8 protein-coding genes and 1 riboswitch are annotated in these 11353 nt (G+C 64.5%); of the genes, 5 read left to right on the top strand and 3 right to left on the bottom strand.

Translation table 11 applies throughout. The features are described 5' to 3' along the window. Positions 1–310: 310 nt before the first annotated feature. Positions 311–1489 (bottom strand): DNA topoisomerase IB, encoded by a 1179-nt coding sequence (locus BRAS3843_RS27975; protein WP_008972493.1) that lies wholly within the window; start codon positions 1487–1489, stop codon positions 311–313. A 406-nt stretch (positions 1490–1895) separates the two neighbouring features. Here BRAS3843_RS27975 and acs point away from each other — a divergent pair, with 406 nt between their 5' ends. Both acs and BRAS3843_RS27965 read left to right on the top strand, forming a co-directional pair. Continuing rightward, complete coding sequence (acs, locus tag BRAS3843_RS27970) at positions 1896–3848, top strand: acetate--CoA ligase (RefSeq protein ID WP_008972491.1); 1953 nt, start codon at positions 1896–1898, stop codon at positions 3846–3848. A 133-nt stretch (positions 3849–3981) separates the two neighbouring features. Next, positions 3982–4494 carry a L,D-transpeptidase gene (locus tag BRAS3843_RS27965; RefSeq protein ID WP_008972490.1) on the top strand — a complete coding sequence of 171 codons (513 nt, stop codon included), beginning with the start codon at positions 3982–3984 and terminating at the stop codon, positions 4492–4494. Between the two features lie 34 nt (positions 4495–4528). Here the strand turns inward: BRAS3843_RS27965 and BRAS3843_RS27960 are convergent, their stop codons facing one another. Continuing rightward, positions 4529–4747 carry a DUF1674 domain-containing protein gene (locus tag BRAS3843_RS27960; RefSeq protein WP_008972489.1) on the bottom strand — a complete coding sequence of 73 codons (219 nt, stop codon included), beginning with the start codon at positions 4745–4747 and terminating at the stop codon, positions 4529–4531. 185 nt (positions 4748–4932) lie between these two features. Between BRAS3843_RS27960 and BRAS3843_RS27955 the strand changes: the two genes are divergently transcribed. From BRAS3843_RS27955 to purH, 3 genes are all read left to right on the top strand, one after another. Next, complete coding sequence (locus BRAS3843_RS27955) at positions 4933–6282, top strand: RsmB/NOP family class I SAM-dependent RNA methyltransferase (RefSeq protein WP_008972488.1); 1350 nt, start codon at positions 4933–4935, stop codon at positions 6280–6282. Between the two features lie 263 nt (positions 6283–6545). Further along, the gene (locus tag BRAS3843_RS27950; RefSeq protein ID WP_008972486.1) at positions 6546–8237 is read left to right on the top strand and encodes a heparinase II/III family protein; all 1692 of its coding nucleotides are present in this window, start codon (positions 6546–6548) and stop codon (positions 8235–8237) included. Between the two features lie 67 nt (positions 8238–8304). Beyond that, positions 8305–8385: riboswitch (ZMP/ZTP riboswitch) on the top strand. A 38-nt stretch (positions 8386–8423) separates the two neighbouring features. Continuing rightward, positions 8424–10016: a bifunctional phosphoribosylaminoimidazolecarboxamide formyltransferase/IMP cyclohydrolase gene (gene purH, locus BRAS3843_RS27945; protein ID WP_008972485.1), complete on the top strand. Its 1593-nt coding sequence runs from the start codon at positions 8424–8426 to the stop codon at positions 10014–10016. A 76-nt stretch (positions 10017–10092) separates the two neighbouring features. Here the strand turns inward: purH and BRAS3843_RS27940 are convergent. Beyond that, a partial coding sequence (locus BRAS3843_RS27940; RefSeq protein ID WP_035983032.1) for an MFS transporter occupies positions 10093–11353 on the bottom strand: 1261 nt, incomplete at its 5' end.

Genomic DNA, 11353 nt, shown 5'->3' with positions numbered 1-11353 from the left:
GGGGGCGGCAAGCTCCCGGCCTTCCCTGCACCCTCTGTATTTCGGGAGGGTGACGAATCAGCGCAGCTCGGACGCAAGCGCGCCGCGAGGCGATGAACACGTGCCTTTTTCGAAATGTGCCTGATCGAAAGAGGCGTGACGCCGCTCACAATCAGCCGTCATGCCCCGCGGAGGCGGGGCATCCAGTACGCCGCGGCTTCTCGATCGATCACCACCATCTCGGAATACTGGATCGCCCGGTTGAACCGGGCGATGACAGCGGAGGGCTTGGTCGATGACGCGGGTCCAGGCCCGATTGCATGCGCAGCCGTTACGCCGCGGCCGCCACCACAACCTGCGCCAGCAGCTGCTCGCGCCGGCTCTGCGAGCGCTGGCCTTTCAACGTTGCGGCGAAGCGCTCGAGGATGCCGTCCTCGAAGGCGGTGACGATGGTGTCGTGCACATAGCTCTTGCGGCAGATCGCGGGCGTGTTGGCGAGCTCGTCGGCCGCGGCGCGCACCGCTTCCAGCACCTGCTTCTTGCGGCCGCGGGCACTCGAGGCCGGCGTGATCCGCGACAAGGTCTCGAGCGCCACCGCCGAGGCCATCAGCGTGCGAAAATCCTTCAGCGAGATCTTGATGCCGGCGATCTCGCGCAGGAACGCATTGACCTGGGTGGTCGAGACCGCGCGCACGATGCCTTGGGCGTCGCGATACTGGAACATGCGCCGGCCCGGCAGCTGGCGCAGGGTGCGAACCGCGCGCACCAGCTTCGCCGCGTCGCATTCCTTGCGCACGGCTTTGCCGCCCTTGGCCTTGAAGGTCAGCACGAAGCCATCCTCTTCCAGGATGACATTGGATTTGAGCAGCGTGGTGGCACCCCGCGTGCCGTTCAGCTTCGCGTAGGATTCATTGCCCGGACGGATGGCGGTGCGCGCGATCAGCTCGATCACGGACGCCAGCGCGAACTCCCGGGTCGGCTCGTCGCCGGCGAGATGCTTGGTCACGGCGCGGCGGATCTTTGGCAGCGCGCCGACCAGCTTGGCCAGCCGATGCGCCTTGCGGTGCTCGCGCACCTTGGTCCAATCGGCGTGGTAGCGGTATTGCAGCCGGCCGGCGGCATCGATGCCGACCGCCTGCAGATGCGAATTGGGATCCGGCGAATAGCGGACATCGCGATAGGCCGGCGGCATCGCCATGGCGTGCAGGCGGCGAATGGTGCTGGAGTCGCGGACCGTGGACCCGTTGGCGCGGACGAAGCTGTATCCCTTGCCGCGCTTGACCCGGCGGATTGTCAGCTCGTTCTGGTCGCCGAGGTTCAGGCCAAGCTGTTTGGCCAGCTCCTCGACCGAAGTTTTGGCGTTCTCCGCGGCGTTGGCCTTCGAAAGATCCTTCAGGGTCAGTTTGCGGCGCGGCGGCTTGGGCGGCCATTGGCCGAGGGCCTTGGCAAGCGCGACGTCAGGATCGGCGGCACGGGACCGGAGCCCATCCAAATTCTGCTGATCCATCATCGCCTTAGACGCCTTGTTCGCCTCTTTATCCGCTTAATGCCCCTGCCGCCGGTTTTGTTCCGGTCGGGTTATCCACACCCTATTTGCGATCTAGGAGGTTCTTGCACGGATAGCGAGTCCAGAAATTTAGGCAGAACGGTTCAAATTTACCGTTCATGGCTGCCATTCGGGGTAACCTTGACGAATTCAGCCTCAAGCGTCGGGGCGGCTGCAGGGGCGCGAACCTCAGATCCGCCCCGACTCGCCCGCAACCTCCGCGCACAATTCTTTGATCAGGCGCATGGCCGACGGCCCCGCCGAAGGTTCTACTTGTCTTTGCTTGTCGGGCGCGGTTACGCGGACGCATAGTGGGAACAACGACGGCTTGCGCAGCGCCGATCTGCAAGCCGCATGTGTGGAGGATGAAATGTCCGAGAAGATCTACGACGTGCCTGCTGAGTGGGCGAAACGCGCCTTCGTCGATGAGGCGAAATACCGCGAGATGTACGCCCGCTCTGTCTCCGATCCGAACGGGTTCTGGGCCGAGCAGGCCAGGCGCGTCGACTGGTACAAGCCGCCGCACAAGATCGAGAATTGCTCGTTCGCGCCCGGCCACATCTCCATCAAATGGTTCGAGGATGGCGTTCTGAACGCCGCCTACAACTGCATCGACCGGCATCTCGCCACTCGCGGCGACCAGACCGCGATCATCTGGGAGGGCGACGATCCCTCGCAGAGCCGGCACATTACCTATCGCGAGCTGCACGACGAAGTCTGCAAGATGGCCAACATCCTGCGCAACCGCAATGTCGGCAAGGGCGACCGGGTCACGATCTATTTGCCGATGATCCCGGAAGCCGCCTATGCGATGCTGGCCTGCGCCCGTATCGGCGCGATCCATTCGGTGGTGTTCGCCGGCTTCTCTCCGGACTCACTCGCCCAGCGCATCCAGGACTGCCAGTCCAAGGTCGTCATCACCGCCGACGAAGGCCTGCGCGGCGGCAGGAAGGTGCCGTTGAAGGCCAATGTCGACGCCGCCCTGAACAAGGTCGAGGGTGTCGACTGGGTGATCGTGGTCAAGCGGACCGGCGGCAATGTCGAGATGAAGCCGAGCCGCGACTTCTGGTACCACGAGGCCGCGAAGGTGGTGACCACGGAGTGCAAGTGCGAGCACATGCATGCCGAAGACCCGCTGTTCATTCTCTATACGTCAGGCTCGACCGGCCAGCCGAAGGGCGTGCTGCACACCACCGGCGGCTATCTGGTCTACGCCTCGATGACGCATCAATACGTCTTCGATTATCACGACGGCGAGGTCTATTGGTGCACGGCCGATGTCGGCTGGGTCACCGGCCACAGCTACATTCTCTATGGACCGCTGGCGAATGGCGCCACCACGCTGATGTTCGAGGGCGTGCCGAACTACCCCGACAATTCGCGGTTCTGGAACGTCATCGACAAGCACAAGGTCAACATCTTCTACACCGCGCCGACCGCGATCCGCGCGCTGATGCAGGGCGGCGACGAGCCGGTGAAGAAGACCTCGCGCGCCTCGTTGCGGCTGCTCGGCTCGGTTGGCGAGCCGATCAATCCGGAGGCCTGGGAGTGGTATCACCGCGTGGTCGGCGACGACCGCTGCCCGATCGTCGATACCTGGTGGCAGACCGAGACCGGCGGCATCCTGATCACGCCGCTGCCGGGCGCGATCAAATTGAAGCCGGGTTCGGCGACCTTGCCGTTCTTCGGCGTGGTGCCGGAGATCGTCGATGCCGATGGCAAGACGCTGGAGGGCGAGGCGACCGGCAATCTCTGTCTGACCCGCTCCTGGCCGGGGCAGATGCGCACCGTCTATGGCGACCACGCCCGCTTCGAGATGACCTATTTCTCGACCTACAAGGGCAAGTACTTCACCGGCGACGGCTGCCGGCGCGATGCCGACGGCTATTACTGGATCACCGGCCGCGTCGACGATGTCATCAACGTCTCCGGCCATCGCATGGGCACTGCCGAGGTCGAGAGCGCGTTGGTGGCGCATGCGAAGGTGTCGGAGGCCGCCGTGGTCGGCTATCCCCATGACATCAAGGGCCAGGGCATCTACGCCTATGTGACCCTGATGGCCGGCGAGCAGCCGAGCGAGGAACTGCGCAAGGAACTGGTCGCCTGGGTGCGCAAGGAGATCGGGCCGATCGCCTCGCCCGACCAGATCCAGTTCGCCCCCAGCCTGCCGAAGACGCGCTCCGGCAAGATCATGCGCCGCATCCTGCGCAAGATCGCCGAGGACGAACCGGGGGCACTCGGGGATACCTCGACGCTGGCCGATCCCGCCGTGGTCGACGACCTGGTCGCGCACCGGCAGAACCGCAAGGAGAAGCAGGCCTAAGGCCCGAGCGGCTCCTTAACAAGTGTGGCCTCGCGCGGCAATTTCCGCGCGAGTGTTGTTTTCAAGTCATTTACTTTGCACAGGACTTTTCCAACCTATCGGAGGGCGCTACCGAGGCAACAGGGGCGAGTCGATGTTGGAGCGGATTGCGGTGACGTTGGCCATCACCATCGGGGCAGGACTTGCAATGACGGCTGCAGCCGAGGCGCGGCCAGAGCTGGTCGGGATGAGCGGCCAATATTCGCCGGGCACCATCGTGATCAGGACCCACGAACGCCATCTCTATCTGGTTCTCGATGGCGAGCACGCGATGCGTTACCCGGTCGGCGTCGGCAAGGCCGGCAAGCAATGGGCGGGCACCACGACGATCGACGGCAAATATCGCTATCCCGCCTGGGCGCCGCCTGCTGAAGTCAAGCGCGACAAGCCGAACATTCCCGACGTGATTCCCGGCGGCTCGCCGCAGAATCCGATGGGCGTCGCGGCCATGACCTTGGCCGGCGGCGAATATGCGATCCACGGTACCAACGTGCCGAATTCGGTCGGCGGCTTCGTGTCCTATGGCTGCATACGGATGTTGAACCCCGACATCACCGATCTCTACGATCGCGTCTCGATCGGAGCGACGGTCGTGGTCACGCGCTGACCGGACGCCGGGACAAGGTGCTCTCGCACCGGGATCAAAAATCGGACGCGATCCCTTTGCGCTCCCAATCACCGTAGCGGGTCGGCTCCGGCCCCTTGGGACCTTGCAGTTCCCTCGGCATCGCCTTGGCATGCTCGGCGGCGAGCCGTCGCCGCTCCTCGGCCTCGGCAAGCGCGCGTTGGGCGGCAGGCGTCAGCGGCTTCTGTGGAGGCTCGCCGGCCGGCGGCACCAGTTTCGAGAGATCATCGCTCATCACACCATTCCACCATTCGCTCAGCTCTCATCATATCGTGTGCCCGGATTGTCTCCGACAGGGCTAAAAAATGCGGAGCCGATTCTTATATCTGGCACATTCCCGTGGCAGAGGTGCCGAGCTTCTCATGGCATGCGCCGGATCGTCGCGGAACTGCCTTCTTCTTCTGCGAGTGACGCGCCAGCATGCCTCCACCGCGATTTGCGACCCCAACCGAAGTGCCGGGCCTGGCCGCACGGCGAATCGCAGCAGATGTCGTCGACGGGGTTTTACATAAACATCGCACGCTGGATGACCAGCTGGACGGAGCCGGCGCGCATCCGGGTTTGAAGCAGCTCGCCGACCGGGATCGCGCGTTGATGCGGCGGCTGGTAGCCACCACCTTGCGCCGGCTGGGCACGCTTGGCCATCTGCTGTCGCGTCTACTGGATCGCGGGATCCCGACAGATGCGCCGCGGGCACAGAGCGCGTTGCTGATCGGAGCCGCCCAGATTCTTTGGATGGACGTGCCGGATCATGCGGCGGTCGATCTCTCGGTCCGGCTGGTCCAGGCCGACCGACGCGCGGCGAAATATGCGGGTCTTGTCAACGCGGTGTTGCGGCGATGTGCCCGCGAAGGCGCAGGCATCGTCGAGGAAGTGAAAGGCCAGGCGCTCGACGTGGCGCCTTGGCTATTGAAACGCTGGATCGCCCATTATGGCGAGGCCACCGCGAAGGACATTGCGGTCGCGCTCGGCCACGAGCCCTCGCTTGACCTCACCGTCAAATCGGAACCGGAGCAATGGGCGGCACGGCTGCATGGTGAGGTGCTGCCGACCGCGACGGTCAGAACGCTGCTGCACGGTTCGGTGACGGTGCTGCCGGGCTTTGCCGAGGGTCAGTGGTGGGTGCAGGACGCTGCGGCAGCCTTGCCCGCTCGCCTGTTTGGCGATGTTGCCGGCAAGAGCGTCGCCGACCTCTGCGCCGCGCCGGGCGGCAAGACCGCTCAGCTCGCGCATGCGGGCGCCAGGGTGACGGCGGTCGACAGGTCCGCTGGCCGCATGGCGCGCCTCAAGGACAACATGACCAGGCTGCAGCTCGAGATCGAACCGGTCGTCGCCGATGCGGCGGAGTGGCAGCCTGCGAATGGCAGCTTCGATGCGATTCTGGTCGATGCGCCCTGTACGTCCACCGGCACGATCCGGCGGCATCCGGATGTGGGCTGGCTTCGCCAGGAGGCGGAGATCGCCGCACTGTCCAGCCTGCAGAAACGTCTGGTGCAGAAGGCTGTGAGCCTACTGAAGCCGGGCGGGTCGCTGGTCTATTGTACCTGCTCGCTGGAGCCGGAAGAAGGCGAGCAGATCATCGAGAGTGTCCTCGCCAGCGAGGATGAGCTTCGCCGCATTCCGGTGATGCCGGGTGAGGTGGCGGGATTGAGCGAGATCGTGACTCCGGCCGGCGACCTGCGCACCTTGCCCTGCCATCTGCCGCATCAGGATCCCCGGCTAGGCGGGCTGGACGGCTTCTACGCGGCCCGGCTGCAGCGCCGGAGCTAATCGAAGCGGTAAAATAAGGCGTGCGGCAAACTGGCGGTATCAATGTGAGGGTGCTAGGATCAGGTTATTGGTTAATTCCTGATTTTGCACCAGATTTTGCGCTGACCCATGGCTTTGGATGGAGCCTAAAATGGTGCATCAGCCACATTTCCGCTTTAGTAAGACTGCGCTGACGAATTCCCATCACCTCAAGGCAAGGCGTGTCCGCCGCTCAGACGAGACGTATATCGACGCTGGTATTGGGCCGCTTCGCGCGCAGCCTGATGGCGCATGTCAGCGGCCTGACGGTGTCTCTGTCTGGGTTGTGGCCGGGGCGCGCCGACCGGCTCATCATCGCGCCGCATGATCTCCGCACGGCCGACGCGACGCGCGCCGCCGAGATCTATGCCGGTCGTTTCGTATTCGCAGGCAAAATTGTCACCTGCCACGGCCGCTCGATCTTCGACCTGGAGCCGCCGTCGGAAGATTGGGAAGTGGCGCTGCTCGGGTTCGGCTGGCTGCGGCACTTGCGGGCTGCCGACACCGCACTGACGCGGGCCAATGCCCGCGCCTTGGTGGACGACTGGATCACCAACCAGATCGGCCGCCACCCGGTCAGCCGCCGCGCCGACGTGCAGGCGCGCCGGGTGATTTCGCTGCTGTCGCAGGCGCCGCTGGTGCTCGCCGATTCCGACGGCAAGTTCTATCGCCGTTATTTGCGGGGCCTGACCCGCGAGATCCGCTATCTTCGCTATGCGATGATCGACATCCCGGACGGGGCGCCGCGGCTGCAGGTGCTGATCGCGCTGTGCTACGCGGCCTTGTGCCTCGCCAATCAAGCCAAGCATATCCGCACGGCCAGCCGCAAACTGTCAGAGGAATTGCAGCGGCAGATCCTGCCCGATGGCGGTCACGTCTCGCGCAACCCCGGCGCCCTGATCGAGCTTTTGATCGATCTCTTGCCGCTGCGCCAGACCTTTGCCGCGCGCAACATCGCGCCGCCGCCGGCGCTCTTGAATGCGATCGACCGCATGATGCCGATGCTGCGCTTTTTCCGCCACGGCGACGGCAACATGGCCCTGTTCAACGGCATGGGAGGAACGCCGTCCGATCTGCTGGCGACGCTCCTGGCCTATGACGACACCCATGGCACGCCGATGGCAAGCATGCCGCATTCCGGCTTCCAGCGATTGGATGCGGGCGCCATGACGGTGATCGTCGACACCGGCCCGCCACCGCCACCGCATCTCAGCCAGGACGCCCATGCCGGCTGCCTCGCTTTCGAATTGTCGTCCGGCATCTGCCGCATCGTCATCAATTGCGGCATGCCATCCAACGGTCGCGACAACTGGCGGGCCTTTGCACGCAGCACCGTCGCGCATTCGACGCTGACCTATCACAACACCTCATCCTGTCAGTTCGTCGAGATGTCGGCGGTGAAGCGGCTTCTGCACGGCGCGCCGATCGTATCGGGTCCGACCCGGGTGGAAAATTTTCGCGAAATCGTTGCCGACGGCACCGTGCTGTCGACCTCGCATAACGGTTACGCCACAAAGTTCGGAATGGTCCATCGCCGCGTCCTGGTCGTTGCCAATGACGGATCGCGGCTTGATGGCGAGGATACGATGACGCCAGCACAGGGCGCGCGCCTGCGCGGCAACGGCTCCGACTATGCGCTGCGCTTCCACTTGCATCCCGCGGTCAAGGCGAGCCGGCTCAGCGACGGCCGCGGTGCGATGCTGGTGCTGCCCAACCGCGAGGTCTGGACCTTTGAGACCGTCGACGACCGTATCGATCTCGAAGACAGCGTGTTCCTGGCCGGCAATGACGGCCCGCGCCGGACCACGCAGATCGTGATTCGGCAGGACGCGCGCCAGGCCGCCTCGATCCGCTGGAGCTTCGTGCGCTCATCCGCGTCGCCGGCCGAGACCAATGCGCGGCGGAATGCCCGGCGCGAACCGGAATTGCCGCTGTAGCCGTTTTGTCGTCCGTGGCATCGGTGCGGCCTCTTATTGTCGCCGCGGCCAAAAGCTGCTAATCAGCCGCTTCTCGCGCGACTGGCGACTTTGGATGGAGCACCATCAGGGAGCGCGGGAGTATCTGCCGTGCGCCTGGGCATCAGCTTCCCCCTGATCAGTTTCTCTGAATAGAGGACTCTGCCCATGACCAACCAGCTTCGTCGCGTTAACCGTGCACTGATTTCCGTTTCCGACAAGTCCGGTCTCGTCGATTTTGCCCGCTCGCTTGCCGTCCGCGGCATCGAGCTGGTCTCGACCGGCGGCACCGCCAAGGCGATTGCCGCAGCCGGCCTGAAGGTGACCGACGTCTCCGACCTCACCGGCTTCCCCGAGATGATGGATGGACGGGTCAAGACCCTGCACCCGAAAGTGCATGGCGGCCTGCTTGCCATCCGCGACAATATCGAACACGCGCATGCGATGAAGACGCACGACATCGCGCCGATCGATCTTCTGGTCGTCAATCTCTATCCGTTCGAGGCCACGGTCGAGAAGGGCGCCGACTTCACCGACTGCATCGAGAACATCGACATCGGCGGTCCCGCGATGATCCGCGCAGCGGCCAAGAACCACGACGATGTCACTGTCGTTGTCGACGTGAACGATTATCAGGCGGTACTCGATGATCTCGCCAGGCATGACGGCCAGACCACGCTGCTGTTGCGGCGGAAGCTGGCGGCAAAGGCTTATGCGCGCACGGCCGCCTATGACGCCGCGATTTCCAACTGGTTCAACGCAACGATTCAAAACGATGCGCCGGACTATCGAGCCTTTGGCGGGCGGCTGATCCAGGCGCTTCGCTATGGCGAGAACCCGCACCAGAACGCCGCCTTCTACGCTCTGCCCGGCCGCCGACCCGGTGTCGCCACTGCGCGCCAGCTCCAGGGCAAGGAGCTGTCCTACAATAACATTAACGACACCGACGCCGCCTATGAATGCATCGCGGAGTTCGATCCGTCGCGCACGGCGGCCTGCGTCATCGTCAAGCACGCCAATCCGTGTGGCGTCGCCGAGGGCCCTGACCTTGTTAGCGCCTATCAAAAGGCATTGGCCTGCGATTCCACCTCGGCCTATGGCGGCATCATCGCGCTGAACCGGAAGCTGGATGCGGAGACGGCCCGGGCCATCACCGGCATCTTCACCGAGGTCATCATTGCGCCCGACGTGACCGAAGAGGCCGTTGCGATCATCGCCGGTCGGAAAAATCTGCGACTGCTGCTGGCCGGCGGCCTGCCGGATCCGCGCGCGCCTGGACTGACCGCGAAGACGGTCGCCGGCGGCCTTCTGGTCCAGAGCCGCGACAATGCCGTGGTCGACGATATGCAGCTGAAGGTCGTCACCAAGCGTGCCCCGACCGAGCCTGAAATGCGCGACCTGCGCTTCGCCTTCCGCGTCGCCAAGCACGTGAAGTCCAACACCATCATCTACGCCAAGGACTCCGCCACGGTCGGTATCGGCGCAGGTCAGATGAGCCGGGTCGATTCCGCGCGCATCGCCGCGCGCAAGGCGCTCGATGCAGCCGGCGAGCTGAAGCTTGCAGAGCCTTTGACCAAGGGCTCGGTCGTGGCCTCAGACGCCTTCTTCCCGTTTGCTGACGGCATGCTCGCCTGTATCGAGGCCGGCGCGACAGCCGTGATCCAGCCCGGCGGCTCGATGCGGGACGACGAGGTGATCAAGGCGGCCGACGAGCATGGCATCGCGATGGTGTTCAGCGGCGTCAGGCATTTCCGGCATTGAGTCGTCGTCATTGCCGGGCTTGACCCGGCAATCCATCTTTCTGAGAGACTCTCTCGAAGCCGGACGGATGCCCGGTTCAAGCCCGGGCCTGAACCGCGGGATTGACCCGCGACAGCAACACCAATCCCAGCGCGAAGAACATCACTAACACCGCCATGCCCGCCTTCTGGCTGGCGGTTGCCGCCGTCACGATACCGATTAGCAGCGGGCCGATGAACGACGTCACCTTTCCCGTCAGGGCGAACAGGCCGAAATATTGCGCGATGCGCTCCTTCGGCGCCATCCGGATCAGAAGCGAACGCGACGCCGCCTGCAGCGGCGCGCCACAGGCGCCGATCACGCAACCTAACAGGAGATAGGCGCGCTCTGGCGCGGATGCGAACAGCGCGCCGCCCGGCTCGGGTGGCGCAACCGGGATGAACAGGATCGAATCCTTGCTGACCGAGAGGATGGCAACGATGGCCGCGAGCAGCAACGTCATGCTGCCCATGATCACGTTCTTCGGGCCGAAGGCATCGTCGAGCTTGCCGCCCATCCAGCCGCCGAACGTTCCCGCAATCGCCAGGATAATGCCGAAGGTACCGATCTGGATCGTGTTCCAGCCAAAGGTGCCGGCGGCGTAGATCCCGCCGAAGGCGAACAGCGATACCAGGCCGTCGGTGTAGATCATGTTCGCGATCAGGAAGAGCGCGAGCGGACGCTGCTTTGGCAACGAACCCAGCGTTTCCCTCAGCTCGGCGAGTCCCTCGTGCAGCGCTGCGCCGAGCCGGTGGCGCGCGGGATAATCCGGCGTGAACAAGAACATCGGCAGCACGAAGACGATGAACCAGATGCCAGTGAGGGGCCCCGAGATGCGATCCCCTTGATGGCTGACCGGATCGAGGCCGAACAGCGGCGTTAAGCCGAACAGGGTGCGGCCGCTGTCGGGATTGGCAGCGAGAAACCCGAGCACGAGGATGAGGGAAAAGATTCCGCCGATATAGCCGGTGGCCCAGCCGGTGCCCGAAAGGCGTCCGATCCGCTCCGGCGGCACCAAGGTCGGCATCATCGCATTGTTGAACACGGTCGCGAATTCGACGCCGATCGTTGCGATCACATAGGCGATCAGGAGCGGCGTGATCAGCTCCGGGGCATGCGGCCGGCCGATCCACATCAAGGCGGAGCCGACCACGAGCATGGCGCCGAAGGCCGCGATCCACGGCTTGCGCCGGCCGGTGGCGTCGGCGATGGCGCCGAGCACGGGTGACAGAATTGCGATGACGATGCCGGCGGCGGCGGTGGCAAAGCCCCACATCGCCTGCCCGCTTGCAGCATTGGGCGCGACATGGGCCGCGAAA

Source organism: Bradyrhizobium sp. STM 3843, from assembly GCF_000239815.1.
In the GTDB taxonomy this organism is placed as follows: Bacteria; Pseudomonadota; Alphaproteobacteria; order Rhizobiales; family Xanthobacteraceae; genus Bradyrhizobium.
Note: the sequence above shows the minus strand (reverse complement) of the source record. Positions and strands in the feature narration are given on the sequence as shown.

Bases quoted from the DNA above. Each gene is read 5' to 3' on its own strand.
- BRAS3843_RS27975 (WP_008972493.1), bottom strand. From the start codon at position 1,489: ATGATGGATCAGCAGAATTTGGATGGGCTCCGGTCCCGTGCCGCCGAT.
- acs (WP_008972491.1), top strand. From the start codon at position 1,896: ATGTCCGAGAAGATCTACGACGTGCCTGCTGAGTGGGCGAAACGCGCC.
- BRAS3843_RS27965 (WP_008972490.1), top strand. From the start codon at position 3,982: ATGTTGGAGCGGATTGCGGTGACGTTGGCCATCACCATCGGGGCAGGA.
- BRAS3843_RS27960 (WP_008972489.1), bottom strand. From the start codon at position 4,747: ATGAGCGATGATCTCTCGAAACTGGTGCCGCCGGCCGGCGAGCCTCCA.
- BRAS3843_RS27955 (WP_008972488.1), top strand. From the start codon at position 4,933: ATGCCTCCACCGCGATTTGCGACCCCAACCGAAGTGCCGGGCCTGGCC.
- BRAS3843_RS27950 (WP_008972486.1), top strand. From the start codon at position 6,546: ATGGCGCATGTCAGCGGCCTGACGGTGTCTCTGTCTGGGTTGTGGCCG.
- purH (WP_008972485.1), top strand. From the start codon at position 8,424: ATGACCAACCAGCTTCGTCGCGTTAACCGTGCACTGATTTCCGTTTCC.